The 23675-nt window shown below is 69.9% G+C and carries 19 protein-coding genes, 1 pseudogene and 1 riboswitch; of the genes and pseudogenes, 6 read left to right on the plus strand and 14 right to left on the minus strand.

What is annotated here, in order from left to right:
• Positions 1 to 288: 288 nt before the first annotated feature.
• Positions 289 to 477 carry a hypothetical protein gene (locus FSY98_RS17035; protein WP_396652355.1) on the plus strand — a complete coding sequence of 63 codons (189 nt, stop codon included), beginning with the start codon at positions 289 to 291 and terminating at the stop codon, positions 475 to 477.
• A gap of 667 nt (positions 478 to 1144) precedes the next feature.
• Here the strand turns inward: FSY98_RS17035 and FSY98_RS17040 are convergent.
• The 3 genes and pseudogenes from FSY98_RS17040 to FSY98_RS12655 form a co-directional block, all read right to left on the minus strand.
• Positions 1145 to 1660: pseudogene (locus FSY98_RS17040) on the minus strand (RNA polymerase sigma factor); the annotation flags it as partial.
• A 607-nt stretch (positions 1661 to 2267) separates the two neighbouring features.
• A complete protein-coding gene (nagA, locus tag FSY98_RS12650) occupies positions 2268 to 3434 on the minus strand; it encodes an N-acetylglucosamine-6-phosphate deacetylase (RefSeq protein ID WP_144877025.1) in 1167 nt (388 codons plus the stop codon).
• The gene (locus FSY98_RS12655; protein ID WP_144877026.1) at positions 3431 to 4945 is read right to left on the minus strand and encodes a beta-N-acetylhexosaminidase; all 1515 of its coding nucleotides are present in this window, start codon (positions 4943 to 4945) and stop codon (positions 3431 to 3433) included. The genes nagA and FSY98_RS12655 overlap by 4 nt, the downstream gene beginning before the upstream one ends.
• Positions 4946 to 4999: 54 nt before the next feature.
• Positions 5000 to 5084, plus strand: a riboswitch (ZMP/ZTP riboswitch).
• A 38-nt stretch (positions 5085 to 5122) separates the two neighbouring features.
• Here FSY98_RS12655 and glyA point away from each other — a divergent pair.
• Together glyA and FSY98_RS12665 are read left to right on the plus strand one after the other, a co-directional pair.
• Positions 5123 to 6397 carry a serine hydroxymethyltransferase gene (glyA, locus tag FSY98_RS12660; protein ID WP_144877027.1) on the plus strand — a complete coding sequence of 425 codons (1275 nt, stop codon included), beginning with the start codon at positions 5123 to 5125 and terminating at the stop codon, positions 6395 to 6397.
• Positions 6398 to 6512: 115 nt separating this feature from the next.
• The gene (locus tag FSY98_RS12665; protein ID WP_144877028.1) at positions 6513 to 7391 is read left to right on the plus strand and encodes a bifunctional methylenetetrahydrofolate dehydrogenase/methenyltetrahydrofolate cyclohydrolase; all 879 of its coding nucleotides are present in this window, start codon (positions 6513 to 6515) and stop codon (positions 7389 to 7391) included.
• A 117-nt stretch (positions 7392 to 7508) separates the two neighbouring features.
• Here FSY98_RS12665 and FSY98_RS12670 read toward each other — a convergent pair whose 3' ends face one another.
• The 8 genes from FSY98_RS12670 to FSY98_RS12705 form a co-directional block, all read right to left on the minus strand.
• Entirely contained in the window at positions 7509 to 8231 is a 723-nt protein-coding gene (locus FSY98_RS12670) for a DUF6882 domain-containing protein (RefSeq protein WP_144877029.1), read from the minus strand.
• 22 nt (positions 8232 to 8253) lie between these two features.
• Positions 8254 to 9504, minus strand: coding sequence for an MFS transporter (locus tag FSY98_RS12675; RefSeq protein ID WP_186307677.1), 1251 nt, complete (start codon positions 9502 to 9504; stop codon positions 8254 to 8256).
• Positions 9505 to 9622: 118 nt separating this feature from the next.
• Positions 9623 to 10426 (minus strand): HpcH/HpaI aldolase/citrate lyase family protein, encoded by an 804-nt coding sequence (locus tag FSY98_RS12680; RefSeq protein ID WP_144877031.1) that lies wholly within the window; start codon positions 10424 to 10426, stop codon positions 9623 to 9625.
• On the minus strand, positions 10411 to 11196 hold the full coding sequence (locus tag FSY98_RS12685; protein ID WP_144877032.1) for a fumarylacetoacetate hydrolase family protein: 786 nt from the start codon (positions 11194 to 11196) through the stop codon (positions 10411 to 10413). Before FSY98_RS12685 ends, FSY98_RS12680 begins: the two co-directional genes overlap by 16 nt.
• 11 nt (positions 11197 to 11207) lie before the next feature.
• Positions 11208 to 12344: a 3,4-dihydroxyphenylacetate 2,3-dioxygenase gene (gene hpaD / locus FSY98_RS12690; protein ID WP_144877033.1), complete on the minus strand. Its 1137-nt coding sequence runs from the start codon at positions 12342 to 12344 to the stop codon at positions 11208 to 11210.
• A gap of 94 nt (positions 12345 to 12438) precedes the next feature.
• On the minus strand, positions 12439 to 13935 hold the full coding sequence (gene hpaE / locus FSY98_RS12695; RefSeq protein WP_144877034.1) for a 5-carboxymethyl-2-hydroxymuconate semialdehyde dehydrogenase: 1497 nt from the start codon (positions 13933 to 13935) through the stop codon (positions 12439 to 12441).
• On the minus strand, positions 13932 to 14612 hold the full coding sequence (locus FSY98_RS12700) for a GntR family transcriptional regulator (RefSeq protein ID WP_144877035.1): 681 nt from the start codon (positions 14610 to 14612) through the stop codon (positions 13932 to 13934). The genes hpaE and FSY98_RS12700 overlap by 4 nt, the downstream gene beginning before the upstream one ends.
• Positions 14609 to 16192 (minus strand): fumarylacetoacetate hydrolase family protein, encoded by a 1584-nt coding sequence (locus FSY98_RS12705; protein ID WP_144877036.1) that lies wholly within the window; start codon positions 16190 to 16192, stop codon positions 14609 to 14611. The genes FSY98_RS12700 and FSY98_RS12705 overlap by 4 nt, the downstream gene beginning before the upstream one ends.
• Before the next feature lie 152 nt (positions 16193 to 16344).
• On the opposite strand from FSY98_RS12705, the gene FSY98_RS12710 reads away from it, so the two are divergent.
• From FSY98_RS12710 to FSY98_RS12720, 3 genes are all read left to right on the plus strand, one after another.
• Positions 16345 to 17724, plus strand: coding sequence for an MFS transporter (locus tag FSY98_RS12710; RefSeq protein ID WP_144877037.1), 1380 nt, complete (start codon positions 16345 to 16347; stop codon positions 17722 to 17724).
• Positions 17725 to 17809: 85 nt separating this feature from the next.
• Complete coding sequence (locus tag FSY98_RS12715; RefSeq protein WP_144877721.1) at positions 17810 to 19675, plus strand: FAD-dependent monooxygenase; 1866 nt, start codon at positions 17810 to 17812, stop codon at positions 19673 to 19675.
• 139 nt (positions 19676 to 19814) lie between these two features.
• The gene (locus FSY98_RS12720) at positions 19815 to 20195 is read left to right on the plus strand and encodes a VOC family protein (protein ID WP_144877038.1); all 381 of its coding nucleotides are present in this window, start codon (positions 19815 to 19817) and stop codon (positions 20193 to 20195) included.
• 261 nt (positions 20196 to 20456) lie between these two features.
• On the opposite strand, the gene FSY98_RS12725 is transcribed toward FSY98_RS12720, so the two are convergent.
• From FSY98_RS12725 to FSY98_RS12735, 3 genes are all read right to left on the minus strand, one after another.
• Positions 20457 to 20891: an NUDIX domain-containing protein gene (locus FSY98_RS12725; RefSeq protein WP_186307678.1), complete on the minus strand. Its 435-nt coding sequence runs from the start codon at positions 20889 to 20891 to the stop codon at positions 20457 to 20459.
• Between the two features lie 46 nt (positions 20892 to 20937).
• Positions 20938 to 21714 (minus strand): PhzF family phenazine biosynthesis protein, encoded by a 777-nt coding sequence (locus tag FSY98_RS12730; RefSeq protein ID WP_313955872.1) that lies wholly within the window; start codon positions 21712 to 21714, stop codon positions 20938 to 20940.
• A 166-nt stretch (positions 21715 to 21880) separates the two neighbouring features.
• Complete coding sequence (locus FSY98_RS12735) at positions 21881 to 23533, minus strand: thiamine pyrophosphate-binding protein (protein ID WP_144877041.1); 1653 nt, start codon at positions 23531 to 23533, stop codon at positions 21881 to 21883.
• Between the last annotated feature and the right edge of the window lie 142 nt (positions 23534 to 23675).

A 23675-nucleotide genomic window follows, 5' to 3' on the forward strand; every position in this document is an offset into this window, starting at 1 on the left:
CGTCGGTGCCGGGCTGTTCGGTGCCGGGTTCGTCGGTGCCGGGTTCGTCGGTGCCGGGTTCGTCGGTGCCGGGTTCGTCGGTGCCGGGCTGTTCGGTGCCGGGTTCGTCGGTGCCGGGTTCGTCGGTGCCGGGTTCGTCCGTGCCGGGTTCGTCCGTGCCTGGTTCGCCTGTGCCGGGTTGGTCGGTGCCGGGCTGTTCGGTGCCGGGTTCGTCTGTGCCGGGTTCGTCCGTGCCGGGCTCTTCGGTGCCGGGTTCGCCTGCGCCGGGTTCGCCTGCGCCGGGTTCGCCTGCGCCGGGTTCGCCTGCGCCGGGTTCGCCTGCACCGGGCTCGCCTGCGCCGGGCTCGTCCGTGCCTGGCTCGTCCGTGCCTGGTTCGCCTGTGCCGGGTTCGCCTGCGCCGGGCTCGTCCGTGCCGGGCTTCCCGGTGCCCGGCCCGTCGGTGCCGGGCGTCGTGGTGGGCGGCGCCGGGGGTGTGACAGGCGCGGCAGCCACGGGCGCCGTCGCTGGCGCGAGGTCTTCGGCGGGTTCCGGAGTGATCGGGGCCTCGATCGGCGGTACGTCGGGCAGAGGAGCGGGCGTCGGCACGGGGTCGGTCGTCTCGACGGTCACGGGCTTGTCGGCGGACATCGCCTCATCCGGACCGATGTCGGCGCTGATCGACGATGAATCGCCTCCGCCGGCGCTGGGCATCGACGCAGCGGGGTTCGCCCCGACGAGTCCGGGGATGATGGTCGCCGCGGTGACGACACCGGCGACGACGAGAGCCGCGGAACCGGCGCCGACGAGAGCCCCGACACCGCTGAGTATCCCTCCGCCTGATGTGCCGGCGCCGCCCGTGCCTCCGGCGCCACCTGCCCCTGCTCCGCCCATCCCCGCGCCGGAAGCGGTGCCGGCACTCGCGGCGGCGGCACCGCTGCCGACGACGACAGCGCCCTCGGTCACGGACGAGGGCATCGCGGCCAGTGCGACGATCGGTGCGCCGGCGCCTTGAAGTGTCGCCAGATAGCCGGCCGCGCCGGCGACGCCGAGTACGAGTGGCAGCAGTACGAGCGCGAGTCGCGTCGAGACGTCCTTGGCCTCCGCTGCGACGATCATGCAGCGGGCGCAGTCCTCGAGGTGGGCCTCGAGACGCTTCTGATCACGGACGCCCAGGTTGCCGCGCGAGTAGGCGCCGAGGTGCTCGATGGTCCACTGGCAATCGGACTCGGGCGCTGCGCTGCGGAGGTGAGCCTGGATCCACGCCTCGCGCAGGCCCTCACGCGCGCGGAACGCGAGCTGGGACACCGCTCCCGCCTTCATGCCGAGCAGCGCCCCGGCCTCGGCCGGCTTCATCTGCTCGATCTCGGTGTACCAGAGCACCTCCTGCCAGCGGGAGGGCAGGCTGCGGAAGGCCTGGGCGGTGAGGCTGCGGTCGAGCGCCTCGTTGGCCGCCTGCTCCGTGCTGTCAGGATCGGCGACGGTGTCGAGCTCGTCGATGGCCGATTCGCGGCGTGAGCGACCCCACGCGGCAGCGGTGTTGCGGATGCTCGTGAACAGATAGGCGCGGAACGATCCGTTCGGGCCGCCGCCCTTGAGGATCGCCTGGTAGATGCGCGTGTACGACTCCTGAACGAGGTCGTCCGGGTCGATGGAGGACGTGATGGAGCGGGCGACGGACATGCCAGACGGATAGTGCCGTCTCCACAGCTCGCCGAACGCGGCGGCGTCACCCGAGCGGGTACGCAGAACGAGGTCGGCGTCGGCGACCGCCCCGTCATCCGGGACTGTCCGACCGTTCGCTGTGGTGTCCTGGCTCACTGTCACCCATCTGTCATGGAGAGCGGATGCATCTCCACATGAAGAGACGCGTGAGACCGTCCTTCATCACGCGCCTCGTCCATTCTCTCTCCGATATGACGGGCGCGCCACCCCGCACCGGAAAGTCCGGGTGTCCGATCTCGAAGCGAAAAGGCCAGGTCACGGGGATTTTGCTTCGGGAGGCCGGAAAAACTCAAGAAAAATCCGTGAAGGCGCGTAATGGATCGGGCATCCCGCCGTCTCATCCGATAGAGACAGCCATGGTCCTCTCCGGGGGGCGGAGGGACCACGGCGCTGGTGCCGAGGGGCATGAGCACCGGTGGATGGCGGGTCGGGCACCTCGGGGGAGGAGTTCCCGGCCCGCCGGCTCTGAGAAGGGACAGTGCGAGGGCCGCCGTTCTGGGGGAAGGCGGCCCTCCCCGCCCTGTCGGAAGACCGGAGACAGCAGAGCTGCGCGTCGCGCAGAGGGTCAGCGGAGTTCGCCCACCCAGACACGCGCGATGCGCAGCTGTGCGTCCAGCAGCACTGCGTCGCCCACGTATCCCGATGCGAGAGCGCCGAGGCGGTCGCCGAAGCCGACTGCGGAAGCCGGGGTGGCAGTCAGAGCGCGCACCGCCGTCGGCAGCGGCACTCCGGCGTCCACAGCACGTCGCAGCGCGACATCCTGCGTGAGCGTCGAACCGGCGATGGACCCCGTGTCGTCGGCGCGGGCGATGCCGTCGCGCACCGTCACGCTGACCGCGCCGAGGTCGTAGTGTCCGTCGGCGCTGCCCGCCGCGGCCATGGCGTCGGTGATCAGGGCGACGCGGTCGGGCGCGGTGTCGAAGAGCAGCTTGACGACGTGCGGATCGAGGTGCACGTCATCGGCGATGGCTTCGAGTACGACGCGGTGGTCGGCCGCCGCCGCCAGGACCGGGCCGGGGGCGCGATGATGGATGCCCGGCATCGCGTTGAACGCATGGGTGAGCACCGAGGCGCCGGCGTCGAAAGCCGCGCGTGCCATGGTGGCGTCTGCATCGGTGTGGCCGACGGCTGCCGCAGCCCCGGCCTCGACGATCAGCCGCACGGCATCCAGCCCGCCGGGGAGTTCCGGCGCGACGGTGACCTGTCGCACGGTTCCGGCGCCGGCGTCCAGCAGCCGAGCGACGTCGGCCGGTACGGGTGCTCGCAGCAGGCTCGGCTCGTGAGCGCCGTGGTGACCGGGATCGAGGAACGGCCCCTCGAGATGGGATCCGAGGATGTCGCGGTCGGTGCGCATCAGCTCGGCGATTTCGGCGACGCGACGCGCGAGGTCGTCGAGCGGCGCGGTGACCAGAGAGACGATGGCGCGGGTCGTGCCGTGCGAACGGTGCAGGGCGCGGGCCGTGCGGATGGCATCCACGCCGTCGTCGAACGACGCACCTGCCCCGCCGTGGCCGTGGATGTCGATGAAGCCCGGTGCCAGCAGCGCGCCCCGGCCCGCGGTCTCCTGAGCGTCGACGACCCGGTCGGCCGACTCCCATCCGCCGCCGATGCCCGTCGCCACGACGACGCCGTCTTCGATGCGGACCCAGGCGTCCTCGGCGATGGTGCCGGCATCCACCAGCCGGGCGCCGTGGATGACGAGCGACCCGGACGAGGTCTGCTCGACCGTCACTGCTCGATCCAGTCGATCTCTGGCGAGGCGTAGAAGTTCACGCCGCGGGCGCGCCACCCCGGTGCGAGGGTCGCGACGCGGTCGCGGAACGACGTCCACTCGCGTCCGTCGCCCTGCTGCGGCGACCAGGCCACCTCGGCCAGCGCTGCCGCCCTCGGGAACACGAGCTGCTCGACGTCGGCATAGGTGCGGGTGGTCTCGCTCCACAGCGGCGCCTCGATGCCGAGGATCGCGCTGTCCGGCACGTCGAGCACGGCGGCCGGGTCCCACGAGTACGCGCGCTGCACGTCGACGACCGCCGCCCAGGTGAGTCCGAGCGGGAAATCCGGCGTGTACTTCATGTCGAGGTAGGCGGCGTCCGCGGCCGACACGATCAGGGCCCCGCCGCGCTCGACGAAGCGCGCGGCCTCCGCCGCATGGGTCTCGGAGGGCGTCGTCATGCCCCAGTACTGTCCGACGGTGCCCTCGGCGATGCCGGCGGCCGACCCCATCTCGTGCCACGCGACCGGGATCCGGCCCTCCTCGACCACGATGGCCGTGGCGCGCTCGGCGAACAGATCGAAGTCCGCCTGCGGGGTGCCGAGCGACTCATCGCCGCCGATGTGGATGTACGGGCCCGGGGTGAGCTCGACGAGCTCGCGGATCACGTCGCGCACGAAGTCGTAGGTGCGCTCCTCATGGATGCGGACGCTGGAGTGGCCGACGCCCCAGCCGAGGTAGGGCTCGCCCTTCACGGGGAGCGGCTGGTCGAGCTCTTTCGCCTGCGACACGAGGCCGTCGTTCAGCACGGGCTCCTCGACGAGGTCGGGGTAGGCGACGCCGATCGCATGCGTGTGCCCGGGGAGGTCGATCTCGGGGATGACGATCATGTGCCGCGCGGCCGCGTACGCGATGATGTCGCGGTACTCGTCCTTCGTGTAGAAGCCGCCGCGGTCGCCGTCGGCGGCGGACGCGGACGACAGCTCGGTGAGCTTCGGCCACGAGTCGATCTGGAGGCGCCAGCCCTGGTCATCGCTGAGATGCAGGTGCAGGTGGTTGTACTTCAGCGCGCTCGTCTCGTCGATGAAGCGCTTGACCTCGGCGACGTCGAAGAAGTGGCGGGTGACGTCGAGCATCACGCCGCGCCGGGGGAAGCGGGGCGCGTCGGTGATCTCGACGCGAGGCAGGCTCCAGACGCCGCTCTCCTCGGTGAGCAGCTGCAGGAGGCTCTGCACGCCGTAGAACAGCCCCGCCTCGTCGCCGCCGACGATCTGCAGGTTCTCGCCGATCGAGAGACGGTACCCCTCCGCCGGCGCGGCGCCGGATTCCACGTGCAGGGTGATCGCGCCGGGCTCGGCGACGTCGGTGGTGGTGAGGCGGATGCCGGTGCGGTGCGCCACGGCATCCATCAGCTGGATCGTTGCGGGGGAGTCGCCGATGACTCGCATGCTCTCGGTGACCGGCACCCGGCCCTCGCCGACGATGGCGGAGACGGGCAGGGGGACCAGAGGAAGAGAATGGGGAAGGACCATGAACAAAAACCTACCCTGCAGACCCGCCGCCAGGACAGGGCTGATCCGGTATGCTCGAACCGTCGCGACTGGCGTCTGGGTGGACTACCACCGGGGAGCGACTGACCACGGACTTCGACCGCGCGCCTGGGCCGATAGGAACACCCTTCGATTCCGTTGTCAGAGGAGCATGTCACCATGACCGACCGTTACTTCAACGCCCCGCTCGCCGAGGTCGACCCTGAGATCGCCGAGGTCCTCGACCGGGAACTGAAGCGTCAGCAGTCCTTCCTCGAGATGATCGCCTCCGAGAACTTCGTGCCCGTCTCCGTGCTGCAGTCGCAGGGCTCCGTCCTGACGAACAAGTACGCCGAGGGCTACCCGGGTCGTCGCTACTACGGCGGCTGCGAGGAGGTCGACGTCGCCGAGGAGCTCGCGATCCAGCGGGCGAAGGACCTCTTCGGCGCCGAGTTCGCGAACGTGCAGCCGCACTCCGGCGCCTCGGCGAACGCGGCCGTGCTGCACGCCATCGCCCGCCCCGGCGACACCCTGCTCGGCCTGTCGCTCGATCAGGGCGGCCACCTCACGCACGGCATGAAGATCAACTTCTCCGGCCGTCTGTACGACATCGTCGCCTACGGCGTGAACCCCGAGACGTCGGTCATCGACATGGACGAGGTGCGTCGCCTCGCCCTCGAGCACAAGCCGAAGGTCATCATCGCCGGCTGGTCGGCGTACCCCCGCACTCTCGACTTCGAGGCGTTCCGTGCGATCGCCGACGAGGTCGGCGCCCTGCTCTGGGTCGACATGGCGCACTTCGCCGGCCTCGTCGCCGCCGGTCTGCACCCGAACCCCGTCCCGCACGCGCACGTCGTGTCGTCGACCGTGCACAAGACGATCGGCGGCCCCCGCTCGGGCTTCATCCTCACGAACGACGCCGACATCGCGAAGAAGATCAACACGGCCGTCTTCCCCGGCCAGCAGGGCGGCCCGCTCATGCACGTGATCGCCGCGAAGGCGACCGCGTTCAAGCTCGCCGCGACGCCCGAGTTCGTCGAACGGCAGGAGCGCACCATCCGCGGTGCCGCTCTGATCGCCGATCGTCTGACGCAGCAGGACGTGAAGGACGCAGGGATCGGCGTCCGCTCGGACGGCACCGACGTGCACCTCGTGCTGGTCGATCTGCGCGACGCCGAGCTCGACGGCAAGCAGGCCGAAGACCTGCTGCACGAGATCCACATCACTGTCAACCGCAACGCGGTGCCGAACGACCCGCGTCCGCCGATGGTGACCTCGGGTCTGCGCATCGGCACGCCCGCCCTCGCGACGCGCGGATTCGGCGACGCCGAGTTCACCGAGGTCGCCGACGTGATCGCCCTCGCGCTCATCCCCGGCGCCGACATCGAGGCGCTCCGTGCCCGTGTCGACGCGCTCGCCGCGGCGTTCCCGCTGTACCCGGACCTGCAGCAGTAACGGTCTCGTCTCGCTCTCCGCGCCTCGCTCGGGCGACCTCTGCGGTCGTCGAGTGGGGCGCGCAGCGACGAGACGTGACGAGCACCGCGAACCCCCTATCTGAAAGGCGCCTCACGTGACCGCGCAGATCCTCGACGGCAAGGCGGCTTCGGCCGCGATCAAGGCGGAGCTGACCGAGCGGGTCGCCGCTCTGAAGGAGAAGGGCATCGTGCCCGGCATCGCCACGGTGCTGGTCGGCGCCGACCCGGCGTCCCAGCTCTACGTCGGCATGAAGCATCGGCAGTCCGAGGCGATCGGGATGAACTCGATCCAGCGCGAGCTGCCGGCCGATGCCACGCAGGCCGACGTCGAGGCGCTGATCGACGAGCTCAACGCCGACGACAGCTGCCACGGGTACATCGTGCAACTGCCGCTGCCGAAGCACATCGACACCGACGCCATCCTCGAGCGCATCGACCCGGCGAAGGATGCCGACGGCCTGCACCCCACGAACCTGGGGCGCCTGGTGCTCAACGTGAACAGCCGGATCGACACGCCGCTGCCGTGCACACCGCGCGGCGTGATCGAGCTGCTCCTGCGCAACGACTACGACCTCAAGGGCAAGCACGTCGTCGTGGTCGGCCGCGGAGTGACGATCGGCCGCTCGATCGGCCTGCTCCTCACGCGGCGCGACCTGAACGCCACCGTCACCCTGACGCACACGGGCACGGTCGACATGCCCCGCTACCTGCGCGAGGCCGACGTGATCGTGGCCGCCGCAGGGGTGAAGCACCTCATCCGCGCCGAGGACGTGAAGCCGGGCGCAGCGGTGCTCGACGTGGGCGTGACGCGCGAGACCGATCCCGCGACGGGCAAGAACCTCGTCTTCGGAGACGTGCACCCCGATGTGGCCGAGGTCGCCGGCTGGGTGTCGCCGAACCCGGGCGGGGTGGGTCCGATGACGGTCGCCCTGCTCATGACGAACGTGGTCGAGGCCGCGGAGCGGCTGGCCTGAGCACGTCGCTGTCGCAGATGTGCCGCGGCGTCGCAGGGATTCCCCGGAACCCTGCGACGCCGCGGCATCTCTACGACGCGCGGGTCAGCTGCCGGAGATCCTGCCGAGTCGCTCGACCTAGACCTGGGGCTGCAGGCTGCTCTCGATGTTCGCGATGCGTGCCTGCTCGTCGAAGCGGAAGGTCGCCGAGCCGCTCGCGTCGGTCACCGTCGCGCCCGTGAACGACTCGTCGGTCCAGCTGAGGTTCCAGCCGGCGAGGCGGGCGGCATCCCATACGGACGTGCGTGCGTCGGGAAGAGCGAGACCCGAGAGGATGCGGGGCAGCGCGATCGCGGCGGAGGCGACCGTAAGCGGTTCGATCGGAGCGTCGAGCAGGAACACGGCGGAGGTGCCGCCGCCGACCGGCGCGACGTAGTACGGGGAGCGCCCGGTGAGCTCGACGGCCACGGTGCCGACGGTGTGCCCGGCCGCGGCGATCCACTCGTCATCGCCCGCGGCGTCCGTCGGGAAGGGCAGCTCGGGGTCGCTCAACGAGGCGACTCCGTGCTCGGTGCCGTACTCGCGCAGTTGCGCCGCGATTCCGGCGGCATCGCCCTGCGGGTGCGCCCACGCCCAGAGCAGCGAGCGGGGCCCGGGGGCGATCGTGGCGATCAGGTGAGCGCGAGCGACGAGCTGTCGGGCGGGATCCGCGTTCGACGTGAAGGTGATCGTCCCGGCGGCCATGTCGGCGTCCCACCGGTTGTCGCCGAGCTTTTCGAGCTCCTGCGCCAGGGCGTCCTGCCGGAGGGCGGTGAACAGTGCGGCACGGTCGGCGAGGGGCTGGAGCGCGGCGAAGGTCATGCTCACAGTCTCGCCCGGATTGCTATGAATCCGCCAACCCCTTCTGCTCCGTGCCGAGCGCTTCGGCGGGGCGCCCCATGCGCCACACGCTCGGCACGGCAAGGGCGAGCAGGGCGACCGCGGCATACACGGCACCGGACCAGACGAGCACGGTGACGACGTCGCTGTGCGTGACCAGCCAGCCGTAGACGAGGGTGCCGATCGGCAGCACGACATAGCTGCCGAGCATGTCGTAGCTGTAGACGCGAGAGAGCCTGTCGCCCGGCACGTTCTCCATCATGGCGACGTTCCATCCGGTGCTGAACACCTCGGCGCCCGCACCGGCGAGGAAGGCGGCGATCGCGAGCAGCACGACGGCGGGGTGCACACCGAGCACGGTGAGCGGGATGGCGAAGGTGGCCATGCCGATCATGCCGTACCGCAGCGGGCGCTTCAGGGGGAACCACAGCAGCACGAGCGTCATGAGCAGGACGCCGAGGCCCTCGGCGCTCACTACCCAGCCCCACCCGGCGACGCCGAGACGGTCGTCGTTCTTCGCGATGTAGGGCCCGACGACTCCCCAGGCGCCGATGTGGATGGCGTTCATGATCATGAACGCCACGACGATCGTCCACAGCCACGTGCGGCTCGAGAACTCCTGCCAGCCGACGCGGAGGTCCTGGAACAGCGAGGTGCCCCCGCCGTGCAAGGGGGGAGGCAGGCGGACCATCGCGAGGATCGGGATGGCGGTCGCCCAGGCGACGGCCTGGGCGACCATGACCCACGCGGGTCCCGCGGTCGCGACGACGATGCCGGCGATGATGGGACCGCCGATCGTCGTGGCCGAGCGCACGAACGACAGCATCGCATTCGCCTGCTGCAGGTGCTCCGGCGTGGTCAGCTGGGGGATGATGCCCTGCATCGCCGGGAGCACGAACGCTGTGGACGCCCCGTTCAGCACCGAGAGCAGGGCGAGGAGCGGGATGGTCGCCGTGCCGGTGAAGAGCAGCGCCGCCATCGTGCCGAGGCTGACGATGTCGATCACGTAGCAGGACTGGATGATGAGCGCCCGCGGCAGCCGGTCGGCCACGACGCCGCCGAACAGCAGGAAGACGATGTTGCTGAGCGTGAACGCCGCGAGCACGATGGACAGCGACTGCGGATCGTTGTCGATCTCGAGCACCGCGAACGCCAGCGCGATCGACGACATCGACCCGGTGATCATCGTGATCGCGCGGGCCAGGAAGAACCACCGGAAGCCGCGCTCCTGCATCGCGGCCAGAGCGCGGATCATCGTTCGGGCTCGCTCATGTGCATCAGACCATCCTGGCACCGGCCGGCCGGCTTCGAATCGCGCGAATGGCGACTGCGCCCCTGCTGGAACTGCGATTCGCGCGATTCGAAAGGACGGATCAGTAGCTGGCGCGATCGGGGGCGTCGGATGCCGTGACGAACCGCATCGCGAGGGCCTCCGATGCCCTGGCCAGCAGCGCCACATCCGCACCCACGGCGACGAAGTCGGCTCCTCCTGCGATGTACGCGTCAGCGGCCGCCGGGTCGAACGCGTTCACGCCCACCGGTTTGCCTGCCTCGCGCACCGAGGCGAACACGCCGTCGACGGCGGCGAGCACCTCGGGGTGGGTCTGCTGCCCGAGCAGCCCCATCGAGGCCGACAGATCGGATGGCCCCACGAAGACGGCATCCACTCCGTCGACGGCCGCGATCTCGGATGCCGCGTCGACGCCGGCGACGGTCTCGATCTGCACCGTGAGAGAGGTGTGGCGGGAGGAGTCGGCGAGGTAGCCGTCGACACGATTCCACCGCGCGCTGCGGGCGAGAGCGCTGCCGACCCCTCGCACGCCCTCGGGCGGGTAGCGGGTCGCAGCGACCGCGGCCCTGGCCTCGTCGGCCGACGAGACCATCGGGACGATGATGTTCTGCGCACCGAGGTCCAGCACCTGCTTGATCGCGACGGGGTCGTTCGACGGCACCCGTACGACCGGCGTGATCGGATACGCCGCGACGACCTGCAGCTGCACGAGGGTCGACTCGAGGGTGTTCGCGGAGTGCTCCATGTCGATGAGCAGCCAGTCGAGACCGGAGCCCGCGGCGACCTCGGTGACGAGCGGACTGCCCGAGCACGCCCACATCCCGATGAGGGGGCGAGCGGATGCCGCGAGTGCCTCGCGGAACGACGGGTCTAGACGAAGCGGCATGTGATGGTTCCCATCGGTCCGTAGTCGCACAGCACCTCGTCGCCGCGCGACACCCACATGGGGCGCGTGAAAGATCCTGCCAGGATGATCTCGCCGGCGTCGAGCCGCGCGCCGTGCTGGTGGAACTTGTTCGCGAGCCAGGCCACGCCGGTGGCGGGGTGGCCGAGCACTCCGGCCGCGACGCCGGTCTCCTCGATCTCGCCGTTGCGCGACAGGACCCCCGGCACCCACCGCAGATCGATCTCGTCGGGCCTCCGACGCTCGGAGCCGAGGACCATGGCCCCGTACGCCGCGTTGTCGCTGATCGTGTCGACGATCGTGCGCCCTTCGAGCTCGATGTGCGAATTGAGCACCTCGAGCGCGGGGACGGCGTAGTCGATCGCCGCGAGAGCGTCGTCGAGCGCGCAGTCGGGGCCCTCGAGCGGACGCTTCAGCACGAACGCCAACTCGACCTCGATGCGCACGTTCGAGAAGTGGTCGACCGGGATCTCGGCACCCGACTCGTACACCGTGTCGTCGAACATGACGCCGTAGTCGGGTTCGGTGATCCCCGTCGCCTGCTGCATCGCCTTGGACGTGAGGCCGATCTTGCGGCCGACCAGGCGGCGACCCGCGGCGATCTGCGCATCGCGCCAGACGCCCTGGATGGCGTACGAGTCGTCGACCGTCGCCTCGGGGTGGCGGACGGTGATGCGGGGGATCACGCCGTGGGTGCGGTCGGCCTCCGCGAGTTCGGCCGCGAGCCGCGTGATGTCATCGTGCGAGAGCATCCGTCTTCCCTTCAGAGCTGATTGCCGAGCTTCTTCTCGCCCTCGTCGGCACGCGTGTACGAGAACCCGTCGGCGCCGATCGTGACGGCCATCTCCGAGCTGTCGGTGCGGGCGACGACCGGCTGCGGGTTCCCGTCGAGGTCGAGCACGAGCGACCCGTCGGTGTACCACGAGGGGACGACGGGGTTGCCCCACCAGTCGCGGCGCTGATTGTCGTGCACGTCCCACGTGATGACCGGGTTGTCGGGGTCGCCCGTGTAGTAGTCCTGCGTATAGACCTCGACGCGGTGGCCGTCGGGGTCGCGCAGATAGAGGTAGAACGCGTTGCTCACGCCGTGGCGGCCGGGGCCTCGCTCGATGGCATCCGATCGACGCAGAGCTCCGAGCCTGTCGCAGATCGCGAGGATGTTGTGCTTCTCGTGGGTCGCGAAGCACACGTGGTGCATGCGGGGTCCGTCGCCGCCGGTCATGGCCGTGTCGTGGACGGTGGGTTTGCGTCGCATCCAGGCCGCGTAGACGGTGCCCTCCTCGTCCTGGATGTCCTCCGTGACGCGGAAGCCGAGATCCTGCATGAACTTCACCGCTCGCGGGACGTCCGGGGTGATCTGATTGAAGTGGTCGAGCCGGACGAGCTCTCCGGGGATGTGCAGGTCGTACCGCCACGACATGCGTTCGACGTGCTCGCTCTGGTGGAAGAACTCGATCGGGAAGCCGAGCGGGTCGACGACGCGCACCGAATCGCCGACACCCTTCACGAAGCCGTCGGGGGCACGGCGCACCTCGCAGCCGAGCTCCGCGTAGAACGCGGCGGCGAGGTCGAGGTCCTCAGCGGAGCGCACGCGGTACGAGAACGCGGCCACCGCCGCGATCGGTCCCTTTCGCAGCACGAGGTTGTGGTGGATGAACTCCTCGGTCGAGCGCAGGTAGATCGCCTCGTCGTCCTCCTCCGTCACGTACAGGCCGAGCACGTCGACGTAGAACACGCGCGAGGCGGCGAGATCGGTGACGACGAGTTCCATGTACGCGCAGCGCAGGATGTCGGGCGCGGCGCCCTGCGGCGTCGTGATGGGGTTCTCGGTGCGGATCGGCGCCTCCTGGCTCACGTAGTAGCCCGCGGAGGTGAGGGTCATGTCGTGCCGGTCGGTCATGTCAGCGTCCTTGCTGTGTGATTCCGGTCGCAGCTCGTGCCGCCTCGAGCGAGGCTGAGCGGCTCGAACTGCGATCGGAACGGGGGATCGGGAGTCAGTCCTTGCCGAAGGTGGGGTTGTGCGTCCCGCCGAGCGTGATGTGCACGCTCTGCTGGTCGGTGTAGAAGTCGATCGAGCGATAGCCGCCCTCGTGACCGAGACCTGAGGCCTTCACGCCGCCGAACGGGGTGCGGAGGTCTCGGACGTTGTTGCTGTTCAGCCACACCATGCCCGCCTCGACCGCCTGCGCGAAGTTGTGTGCGCGCTTCAGATCGTTGGTCCAGATGTACGCCGCGAGGCCGTACTTGGTGTTGTTCGCGAGCGACAGCGCCTCGTCGTCGGAGTCGAAGGGCGTGATCGCGACGACCGGTCCGAAGATCTCCTCCTGGAAGATCCGGGCGTCGGGGGAGACGTCGGCGAACACGGTCGGGGCGACGAAGTTCCCTTCCTCGAAGCCCTCGGGGCGGCCGCCGCCGGCGACGAGGCGGCCCTCGGTCTTGCCGATCTCCACGTAGCTCATGACCTTCTCGTAGTGCTCGGGGTGCACGAGGGCGCCGACCTCCGTCGCGGGGTCGTGCGGATAGCCCACCTTGACGCGCTGCGCCTGCGCGGCGTAGCGCTCGACGAACTCGTCGTAGATCGACCGCTCGACGATGATGCGGGATCCGGCGGTGCAGCGCTCGCCGTTGAGGGAGAACACTCCGAAGATGGTGGCGTCGACCGCCGCCTCGATGTCGGCGTCGGCGAACACGACAGCGGGCGACTTGCCGCCCAGTTCCATGGACAGACCCTTCAGATACGGCGCCGCATTGCCGAAGATGATCTGCCCCGTGCGGCTCTCGCCGGTGAACGAGATCAGCGGGACGTCCGGATGCTTCACGAGGGCGTCCCCGGCATCCTCTCCGAGTCCGTTGACGAGGTTGAAGACGCCCTGCGGGAGACCTGCCTCTTCGAAGATCCCCGCCCAGAGCGAGGCCGACAGCGGCGTGAACTCGGCGGGCTTGAGGACCACGGTGTTGCCGGTGGCGAGCGCGGGCCCGAGCTTCCACGACTCGAGCATGAACGGCGTGTTCCACGGCGTGATGAGCCCGGCGACGCCGATCGGCTTGCGGTTGACGTAGTTCATCTGCTTGCCGGGCACCTTGAAGGCGTCGTCGGACTGGGCGACGATCAGGTCGGCGAAGAACCGGAAGTTCTCGGCGGCGCGTCGGGCCTGGCCGAGAGCCTGGGTGATGGGCAGGCCCGAGTCGTACGACTCCAGCTCGGCGAGGCGGGCGTCGCGCGATTCGACGATGTCGGCGATGCGGTGCAGCACGCGCGAGCGCTCGCGCGGCAGCATCCGGGGCCAGGGACCCTCGCGGAAGGCGCGCGTCGCGGCGGCGACCGCGAGGTCGATGTCGGCCTTCTTGCCCGCCGACGCCGTCGTGTACGTCTTGTTGGTGACGGGGTCGAGCACGTCGAACGTGTCCCCGTCGACCGAGTCGACGAACGCGCCGTCGATGTAGTGCTGGATGTGGTCCGGCAGGTCTGCGGGGATGCGGGAGTCGGTCATGAGAGCCCTCCGGTGTGATGAGTGCGGGTGTGCAGGGCGTCGAGGAAGGCATCCCTCGTGCGCCAGCGATGGTCTCGGGCGGCGAGTTCGATCTCGAGGGGATCCGCGCCGATGCGGATCAGCTCGACGATCTGCGTGTGCTCCTCGACGGAGTGGTGCGCGCGACCAGGCACCGACGCGAAGGTCGAGTCGCGGATGCCGGCGAGCCGGGACCACCCTCGGTGCACGAGGTCGAGCAGGTGGGGGTTCGGGCACGGCTCGAACAGCACGGAGTGGAACTGGCGGTTGAGCTCGGTGAAGGCGTGCGCGTCGAAGTGATCCAGCATCCTGGCCATGCGGTCGTTGATGCGCACCGCCTCGTCGAGAGCGTCTTCGCCGAGCAGGGGAGCGGAGAGCGCGGTCGCTGCGCCCTCGACGATGCCGAGGGTCTGCATGGTGTGCGCGTACTCGCTCTCGTCGACGAGTGCGACGCGTGCGCCGACGTTGCGCTCGAAGGTGACGAGTCCCTCCGCTTCGAGGCGCCGGATGGCCTCTCGGACAGGGACGACGCTCATCTTCAGGTCGTCCGCGATGGAACCGAGCACCAGCCGGTAGCCGGGGCTGAAGATGCGCCCGGTGATGCGCGAGCGGATCCACTCGTACGCGACCTCCGATTTGCTCGTGGCCAGGGCGGTCATGAGCGGGCCTCGTATCGCGCGCGCCACTCGGCGTTCATCGGGAAGAGACCGTCGATGGCGTGTCCGGCGGCGACCTGCTCCGCCACCCAGGAGTCCTCGTCCTCCTGGGCGAGCGCCGCGTCGACGACCTCCTCGACGAGCGACGGCGGGATCACGATCACGCCGTCGCCGTCTCCCACGACGATGTCGCCCGGCTGCACGGTCGCACCACCGCACGAGATGGTGACGTCGACCTCCCACGGCACGTGACGGCGTCCGAGGACGGACGGGTGCGCCCCCTGCGAGAAGACGGGGAATCCGAGCGCCGCGACGGCGTCGAAGTCGCGCACGCCGCCGTCGGTGACGACGCCCGCGGCGCCGCGGGTCTGCGCGCGAAGCGCCATGACGTCTCCGAGGGTGCCGCTCGACGCGTCGCCTCGCGCCTCGATCACGATGACCTCGCCTGCGTCGACGGTGTCGAACGCGCGCTTCTGGGCGTTGTAGCCGCCGCCGTGCGAGGCGAACAGGTCTTCGCGGAACGGCACGAACCGCAGGGTCTTCGCAGTGCCGACGAGTTTGGCGCCGGGGATGTTCGCGGCGAGGCCGTCGACGAAGCAGCCGTGGTGTCCGCGCTTGCGGAGCTGGGCGGAGAGGCCCGCGGTCGGCGCGGCGAGGAGCTTCTCGCGGAGTTCGGGGGAGGGCATCCCGGAGGTCTCGTCGCTGCGCTTCTCGCGGAGTTCGGGGGAGAGCATCCCGGAGGTCTCGCCGCGATGCGTCTCGTCGCTGCGCTTCTCGCGGAGTTCGGGGGAGAGCGTCGGCCGGTCATCAGCGGGTGCCTTACCCGCAGACGTCGCTCCGAGTCCGGCCAGATCCGCCGATCCCCAGGCCTCGGTGCGCTGGAGGTCGTCGACCGCGGGGAGCGAGCCGATCGCGGGGTCGAAGGGCATATCGCCCTGGGTGACGGTGGTGACGAGGCGTCCGGATGTGGGTGAGCCCTCGGCATCCGGGGCATCTACCTCGACCTCGACGACGTCGCCCGGAACGATGACCGATGACCCCGCCGGCGTCCCGGTGAGGATGACGTCGCCGGTCTCGAGCGTGAAGTGCTGCGACAGGTCGGCGACGAGCTGCGCGAGAGGGAAGATCAAGCCGTCGGTCGTGTCGTCCTGGCGCAGTTCGCCGTTGACCCACGCGCGCACGCGCAGCGCCGAGGGGTCGACGATGCGGGCGTCGATGAGCTCGGGGCCCAGCGGCGTGTATCCGTCGCCGCCCTTCGACCGCACGTTGGATCCCTTGTCATTGGCGCGCAGGTCGTAGAGTCCGAGGTCGTTCGCGGCGGTGACCCAGGCGACGTGGTCCCAGGCGTCGGCGAGTGCGACCCTACGCGCGGGCGCGCCGATCACGAGAGCGATCTCGCCCTCGAACGCGAGCAGTTCGGTGCCTGCTGGGCGTTCGACCTCGCCGCCGGAGACGCCGACGGAGCTCGCCGGCTTGAAGAAGTACGAGGGAGCGGCCGGGCGCCTGCCGCGCTGATCCGCGCGGGACCCGTAGCTCAGGTGGATCGCGATGATCTTGCCGGGGCGGGTGATGGATGCCGTCACGGGGCGCCTCCTCGCGCGTCGTCTGCGGTGCCGTGCGGACGCCTTGTGCGTCGTATTCGAAATCGTATATCATCGTGTCCACGCCAGGCAAGCACTCGACCCGATCGAGGGGCGTGCCGTGACAATGCGGTCACCATCAAAGGAGATACCCCATGAGCGGGCAGCCACAAGCCGGGTTCACCCCCACCGGCACCATCGCGACAGCCGCCGACCGGCGTCGCGTCGTCTTCGCCACCGTCGTCGGCACCACTGTCGAGTGGTACGACTTCTTCATATACGCCACGGCCGTCGGGCTCGTCTTCGGCCAGCTCTTCTTCGCGCCGCTCGGCGCCAACAGTGCGCTGATCGCCTTCGCGACCGTGGGTGTGAGCTTCCTCTTCCGCCCCCTCGGGGCCTTCCTCGCCGGACACTACGGCGACAAGCTCGGCCGCAAGACCGTGCTCATGTGGACCCTCATCCTCATGGGCGCGGCGACGGCGCTCATCGGCATCCTCCCCACCTACGAGGCGATCGGCGTCACCGCGCCCGTGCTGCTGGTGCTGCTGCGCATCATCCAGGGCATCTCGGCCGGTGGCGAGTGGGGTGGCGCGGTGCTCATGGCCGTCGAGCACGCTCCGAAGGCGAAGCGCGGCATCTTCGGCGCCTCGCCGCAGATCGGGGTGCCGCTCGGCCTGCTCCTCGCCTCGGGCGTGATGGCGCTCATGACGGCGATCGCGCCGGGCGACCAGTTCCTCGCCTGGGGGTGGCGCGTGCCGTTCCTGCTGAGCGTGGTGCTGATCCTCGTCGGCTACTACGTGCGCCGCCGCGTCGAAGAGAGCCCGGTCTTCGCCGAGCTCGCCGAGCGCAAGGAGAAGGCGCGGATGCCGATCGTGCAGCTGTTCAGGAAGCACCTGCTGCTCGTGATCATCGCCGCGTTCGTGTTCGCCGGGAACAACGCCGTCGGATACATGACCACCGGCGGCTACATCCAGGGCTACGCCACCAACCCCGAAGGGCCGATCGGCCTCGAGCGCGGTGCCGTGCTGTGGGCGGTCGCCGGCTCCGCCGTGACCTGGCTCCTCACGACCCTCCTCGCGGGGTGGCTCTCCGACCGCATCGGACGCCGCACGACGTACATCGCCGGGTGGATCCTGCAGCTCGTCGGGGTGTTCACGCTGTTCCCGCTCGTCAACACGGGGCAGATCGGTCTGCTCTTCGCCGGGCTCGCGATCCTCACGATCGGACTCGGCTTCACCTACGGCCCGCAGGCGGCGCTGTACACCGAGCTGTTCCCCGCCAGCATCCGCTTCTCGGGCGTCTCGATCTCGTATGCGATCGGCGCGATCGCCGGCGGCGCGTTCGCCCCCACCATCGCGACGGCCATCGTCGGCGCCACCGGCTCGACCGAGGCGGTCACCTGGTACCTGGCGGGCATGACCGTGCTCGGCCTCGTCGCAACGCTGCTGCTGCGCGACCGCTCGGGAATCCCGCTCGGTCCCGACCACGAAGAGGAGCAGTCCGTGAGCCCCGTCTACGGCATGGCGAGGGCGTGAGCGCCGTCGTCCTGAGCCGGATCCACCTGAGCCGGATCCCCCTGAGCGGGAGAGAATTGTCGCAGTCCGGAAGGAATCGATGACGATGCAGTTCCACCACCACGGCTACGTGTCGGGAGACCCGCGGGTGCTCCCCGCCCGCGTGGCCGACCGCCCGGTCGATCTCCCCGACGAGGTCGACGTCCTCATCGTCGGGTCGGGGCCGGCCGGGATGCTCCTCGCCGCCCAGATGTCGCAGTACCCCGACGTGATCACGCGGATCATCGAGAAGCGCGACGGTCGTCTCGTGCTCGGGCAGGCGGACGGCATCCAGCCGCGCAGCGTCGAGACGTTCCAGGCCTTCGGGTTCGCGGAGCGGATCATCGCGGAGGCGTACAACATCGGCTGGATGAACTTCTGGGGGCCCAACCCCGAGAAGCCAGACGAGATCATCCGGACGTCGCGCACCGCCGACTACGCGTACGACATCTGCGAGTTCCCGCACCTGATCGTGAACCAGGCGCGGGTGCTCGACTACTTCGCCGAATCGGCCGCGCACGGACCCGCTCGGATCGCACCGGACTACGGCGTCGAATTCATCGGCCTGACCGTTCACGACGACGGCGAGCATCCGGTCGAGGTCGGCGTGCGGTACTCGGCGGGGGAGCGCGCCGGCGAGGAGCGCACCATCCGCGCGAAGTACGTGGTCGGCAGCGACGGGGCGCGGAGCGGCGTGCGCCAGGCGATCGGCCGCACGCACGTCGGCGCGAGCGCCGCGCACGCGTGGGGCGTGATGGACGTGCTCGTCAACACCGATTTCCCCGACTGGCGCACCAAGTGCGCGATCAACTCCGAGGCCGGGAACATCCTGCACATACCGCGCGAGGGCGGCTACCTGAGCCGTATGTACATCGACCTCGGCGAGGTCGCGGCCGATGACGACCACCGAGTGCGTCGGACGCCGATCGAGGAGGTCATCCGCAGGGCGAACGACATCCTGCACCCGTACACGCTCGACGTGAAAGAGGTCGCCTGGCACAGCGTCTACGAGGTCGGGCATCGCGTGACCGACGGCTTCGACGACGTGATCGACGGCTCGGGACGCACGCCGCGGGTGTTCCTCACCGGAGACGCGTGCCATACCCACAGCGCCAAGGCCGGGCAGGGCATGAACGTGTCGATGCAGGACGGCTTCAACCTGGGGTGGAAGCTGGGTTCGGTGTTGACGGGGTCGGCGCCGGAGTCGCTGCTCGCGACGTACTCGGCGGAGCGCCGGCCGGTGGCCCAGCAGCTCATCGACTTCGACCGGGAGTGGTCGTCGCTCATGGCGCGCAAGCCGTCGGAGATCACCGATCCTGGCGACCTCGCCACCTACTACCTCGCCACCGCCGAGTTCCCCTCCGGGTTCATGACGCAGTACGGCCCCTCGATGATCACCGCGTCGGACGCGCACCAGCAGCTCGCCGTCGGGTTCCCGATCGGCAAGAGGTTCAAGTCGGCCGAGGTCGTGCGCGCGGCAGACGGCAACGTGACGCATCTCGGCCACCACGCGCGCGCCGACGGGCGATGGCGTGTCTACGCGTTCGGCGATCGAGACGGCGAGGCGCTCGCCGCCTGGGCATCGGATGCTGCGGACGTGTTCGCGCGCTTCACCCCGGCGGATGCCGACGTGGATGCGGTGTTCGACGTGAAGGCCGTCTACCAGCAGCCCTATGAGCAGATCGAGGTCACGTCGACGCCGGAGCTGTTCCGGCCGAAGACCGGCCCGCTCGGGCTCACCGACTGGGAGAAGGTCTACGCGGCCGGACCCTCGAAGTGGACCGAGGTCGACATCTTCGAAGCCCGTGAGCTGTCGCGGGACGGGGTGGTCGTCGTCGTGCGGCCCGACCAGTACGTCGCGGCAGTGCTGCCGCTGGACTCCGTCGACGAGCTCGGCGAGTTCTTGCAGGGGATGCTGCTGCCGGCATCCTGATCTCCGTCGCGCCGCGCGGGGCGCTGCTGCTATTCCGATATACCGGAGCCGGGAGGGGGCGCTCCCTGGTGTGATGTCGGTGGCGCGGCGTACCGTGAGTCGCGTCGGGCGAGGTCGCCCGCCGGAAAGGGTGTGTGCCATGTCGTGGAAGATCGAGCTCATCTTCGTGCCGGTCAGCGATGTCGACCGTGCGAAGGACTTCTATACGAACATCGGGTTCAATCCCGATCACGACCACTCTCCGTCCGAGGGGCTGCGCTTCGTGCAGATGACGCCTCCCGGGTCGGCGTGCTCGATCGCGTTCGGCACCGGACTCGACATCCCTCTCGAACCAGGGCAGCAGAAGACGATCCAGGTCGTCGTGCCCAACGCCGAAGAGGCGAAGGCGCAGCTCACTGCCCAGGGCGTGGAGGCCAGGGGAGTGGAAGATCTCGGATGGGGGCGGTTCGTCTGGTTCGACGATCCGGACGGCAACACGTGGACGCTGCAGGAGCTGCCCGACTACAGCGCGCAGTCCTGAGGCCGCACGGGCGGCACCGGATCACGATGCCGTCCTGCTCGCGCGGTGGTCGGACCGGACGGCGCGCGTGACCGGAGCGTCGTCGGGCTGGGAGGTGCGACTGTCTTCGGGTCTTGTCTCGGCTGCAGCCCTGCGACCGGCAGCCCACGCCGGCAGCCCGATACCCGCAGCCCCGCAGCTCATGCCCGTGACCCCGTACGCGCTGGGTCACGATCCGGCTCGCGTTCGCGGGCAGCGCCCTGACTCATCTCGCGCCGGCGGTCACCGCTCCGTGAGGGCGAGCAGCGTTTCCGGGGCGCCGGCAGGGAACAGGACGCGAGCGCCGGAGGTGACGTCGGCGATCGGGATCCACCGCACCGGGGCGCCCTGGTCGAGGATCTCGAGCACGGCGTCGAGCGGCACGGCATCCAGAGCGCTGCTCGTGAGGGCGAACACGTGGGCGAACTCGTGCCCCGGCTCGCCTTCGTACGTGAAGATGTTCTCGAAGACGCCGAGAGGCTCGGCGCTATCGAGCTCGACGCCGAGTTCTTCCATGAACTCCCGCCGCAGGGCCGCGACGGCTGTCTCGCCGAACTCGATGCCTCCGCCGATCGCTCGGAGGAAGTGCAGGTCACGGGAGCCGTCGTAACCTTCGAGCGCGAGGAGGTGGCCTTCTTTGATCGGCAGGCCGACGGCGATGTTGCGGATGGCAGGCATTGGGGAAGGGTAGCGCAGCGGAAGACGTCGACGCGCCGCGGCCGACCTACCTGATCCTGGTCGCGCCGCCCGACACCTCGATGCCTCCGGAGTCGGGGATGACCACGAAGAGCAGGCTCGGTCGGCGCACGTGCGCACCCTGGTGGATGCGGATGCTGCGCTCCGCATGGCCGATAGCGCGAAGGTAGGCGCCGACGGATGCTGCGGCGGAGCCGGTCGCCGGGTCCTCGGTGATCCGGCCGACGGGGAACAGGTTCCGCGCGTCGAACTCGGAGGGACTGATCGTGTGCAGCACGGTCACCGTGCCCAGCCACCCCTGCTCGCGCATGAGGGCGGCGACCTCGACAGGCGCGAACCGGAACTGGTCGAACACCTCGCGGGCGGTGATCGTCACCACGGGGTGCCAGTTGCCGGCGAATGCCTCTCGCGGCGGGAACCGGGGATCGAGGTCGTCACGGTCGATCCCGAGCAGGCTGAGCAGCCGGGTGAGCACGTCGTCGTCGAGGTCGCGCACCTCGGGCGTGACGCTCGTGAACGAGACCGCGACCTCGCCGTCTGCGACGTGGGCGCGCAGGGCGATCGGCCCGGACGCCGTGTCGAAGACGACCTCACCCGGCCCGTCGCGCTCCGCGAGGGCCACCGCGGTCGCGACGGTGGCGTGTCCGCAGAACGGCACCTCTGCGGCCGGAGACCAATAGCGCACCCGGTACCGCGGAGTCGGTGCATCGGCGGCGCGGGCGACGATGAAGGCGGTCTCGGAGTACCCCACTTCGGCGGCGATCTGCTGCATCCGCTCGTCGCTCAGGCCGGAGCCGTCGAGCACGACGCCGGCGGGATTGCCGCCGTCGGGGGGTCGCGGCGAAGGCGCTGTAGTGCAGCACGTCGGGGTCAGCGGTCATGTGGCGAGCCTATCGACGGGATCGGTGTCTTCACCCCGTGCGAGTCGTGCGAGTTGTGGGGGACCCGGGGGCGGCACCGCATCCCTCGCATCAGGAGTTCACCCGGATGATCTCCTGCTGGTACGGAGCGATGACGTCGCCCGAGATGCGGAGGTCGAGAAGGAGGAAGCGGCGGTCCGCGGGGGCCTCGGCAGACCACGTGCGCAGGCGTTCCAGGTCGGCGAGGGTGCGCACGACGACGCCCTCCGCGCCGACGGCGGCCCCGAACGCGGCGAAGTCGACCTCGGGGATGCGCATCGGGCCTTCGGCCAGGCCCTTCAGCCCGTAGAGGTTCACCTCCGCGCCGTACGCGGCGTCGTTCCAGATCACGGCCATGCCCCGGCCAGCGGCCGCCCGTACGGCGGATTCGAGGTCGGCGATCGCCATCAGGCCGCCCCCGTCACCCGACGTGAGCACGATCGTGGAGTCGCGGCGGGCGAGGGCTGCGCCGACGACGCTGGGCCACCCCTGACCGATCGATTGGAAGGCGGTGCCGATCATCATCATGCGGTCGGGGGCTGCGACCGGCCAGTACATGTTCGCCCAGCCGATGAAGTGCCCTCCGTCGGAGACGACGACCCGGTCGTCGGGCAGCAGCTCGGCGATTCGCGTCGCCGCGGAACGCGGGTCCAGCCGACCGTCGGGCGCGAGGTCGTCGCCGCTCTCGTATGAGCGTGCCGAACTGAGGTCGACGCTGTCCCGCCATCTAGAGGTCGCGGTGCCCTGACGCCGCAACCGCTCGACGATCTGCTCTGCCGCCAGCCGGGCGTCTGCGCGCACGAATCCGCCGACGTGCGGGTGGGTCGCGGCGGGCGCGATGTCGATCTGGAAGACCCGGGTGCCCGGGGCGAAGAGCTCGCCGAAGCGCATGGTGAACTGGTTGAGCGATGCGCCGAACACGACCGCGACGTCGGCCGACCGCACGAGCTGCATCGCGCCGTCCGCGCCGAACCCGCCCGTGACGCCCAGATCGTAGGCGTTCTCGGGGAAGACTCCTCGACCGAGCGCCGACGATGCGGTCAGCGCTCCGGTCTGCGCGGCGAGCTCGCCGAGGGCATCGCTCGCGCCGGCGAGCCACGCTCCGCGACCGGCGAGCAGCAAGGGGCGCTCCGCATTCCGCAAAGCGGCGGCGATCTCGTCGAGCATGCCGTCGGCGAAAGCTCCGCGCGGAGAGAGCGGGGCGGGGAGGCGAGGCGCCGGCGCCGGCGGAACGGGACCGGCTTCGAGGGCAGCCACGTCGTAGGGGATCGCGAGCACCACGGGCAGGCGATAGGTCTGCGCGTGCTCGATGGCGATGACGGTGGTGGCCGCGGCATCCGCTCGACCCACCGTGTACGTGCGTGCTCCGACGGCTGAGGCGAGGGCGATCTGGTCGACGCCCCACGGGCGCCGCCCCGACGTGGGCTCGTCGCCGACGACGAGCACGAGGGGGACGTGCGCCTGCACGGCTTCGGCCAGCGCGGTGAGGGTGTTCGTGAACCCGGCGCCGTAGGTGGCGGTGCCCGCGGCGATGCGCCCGGAGGCTCGGAAGTGGGCATCGGCGGCGACGACCGCTCCCTGCTCATGGCGGACGGCGGTGAACACGGCATCCGTCTGCGTCTCGAGCGCGTCGAGGAAGTAGGCGTTGCCGTTGCCCATGACGCCGAAGACGGCGTCGATGTGCTGGACGAGGGTGTGAGCGACGTGCGCGGACACGGTGGGCATGCGAGAGCCTTTCGAGACAGTGACGGAGAGGATGCGTTCCGTATGTGTCTCGCCGCCGCGTCATCGCGGGGCTTCGTGCCTCTTTTTCAAGCACCGGCGTCGGGCCGGACTCCTCGATTCTAGTGCGGCTCGGACGCCGGGA

The sequence above is a fragment of the Microbacterium sp. 1.5R genome (genome assembly GCF_007667425.1).
Classification (GTDB): domain Bacteria; phylum Actinomycetota; class Actinomycetes; order Actinomycetales; family Microbacteriaceae; genus Microbacterium.

Excerpts from the sequence above, each read along its gene's own strand:
- FSY98_RS12720 (WP_144877038.1), top strand. The coding sequence starts at position 19,815 with ATGTCGTGGAAGATCGAGCTCATCTTCGTGCCGGTCAGCGATGTCGAC.
- hpaD (WP_144877033.1), bottom strand. The coding sequence starts at position 12,344 with ATGACCGACCGGCACGACATGACCCTCACCTCCGCGGGCTACTACGTG.
- FSY98_RS12655 (WP_144877026.1), bottom strand. The coding sequence starts at position 4,945 with ATGGTCCTTCCCCATTCTCTTCCTCTGGTCCCCCTGCCCGTCTCCGCC.
- FSY98_RS12710 (WP_144877037.1), top strand. The coding sequence starts at position 16,345 with ATGAGCGGGCAGCCACAAGCCGGGTTCACCCCCACCGGCACCATCGCG.
- FSY98_RS12675 (WP_186307677.1), bottom strand. The coding sequence starts at position 9,504 with ATGATCCGCGCTCTGGCCGCGATGCAGGAGCGCGGCTTCCGGTGGTTC.
- FSY98_RS12685 (WP_144877032.1), bottom strand. The coding sequence starts at position 11,196 with ATGCTCTCGCACGATGACATCACGCGGCTCGCGGCCGAACTCGCGGAG.
- FSY98_RS12670 (WP_144877029.1), bottom strand. The coding sequence starts at position 8,231 with ATGACCTTCGCCGCGCTCCAGCCCCTCGCCGACCGTGCCGCACTGTTC.
- FSY98_RS12715 (WP_144877721.1), top strand. The coding sequence starts at position 17,810 with ATGCAGTTCCACCACCACGGCTACGTGTCGGGAGACCCGCGGGTGCTC.
- glyA (WP_144877027.1), top strand. The coding sequence starts at position 5,123 with ATGACCGACCGTTACTTCAACGCCCCGCTCGCCGAGGTCGACCCTGAG.
- hpaE (WP_144877034.1), bottom strand. The coding sequence starts at position 13,935 with ATGACCGACTCCCGCATCCCCGCAGACCTGCCGGACCACATCCAGCAC.
- FSY98_RS12680 (WP_144877031.1), bottom strand. The coding sequence starts at position 10,426 with ATGCCGCTTCGTCTAGACCCGTCGTTCCGCGAGGCACTCGCGGCATCC.
- FSY98_RS12700 (WP_144877035.1), bottom strand. The coding sequence starts at position 14,612 with ATGACCGCCCTGGCCACGAGCAAATCGGAGGTCGCGTACGAGTGGATC.
- FSY98_RS12725 (WP_186307678.1), bottom strand. The coding sequence starts at position 20,891 with ATGCCTGCCATCCGCAACATCGCCGTCGGCCTGCCGATCAAAGAAGGC.
- FSY98_RS12735 (WP_144877041.1), bottom strand. The coding sequence starts at position 23,533 with ATGCCCACCGTGTCCGCGCACGTCGCTCACACCCTCGTCCAGCACATC.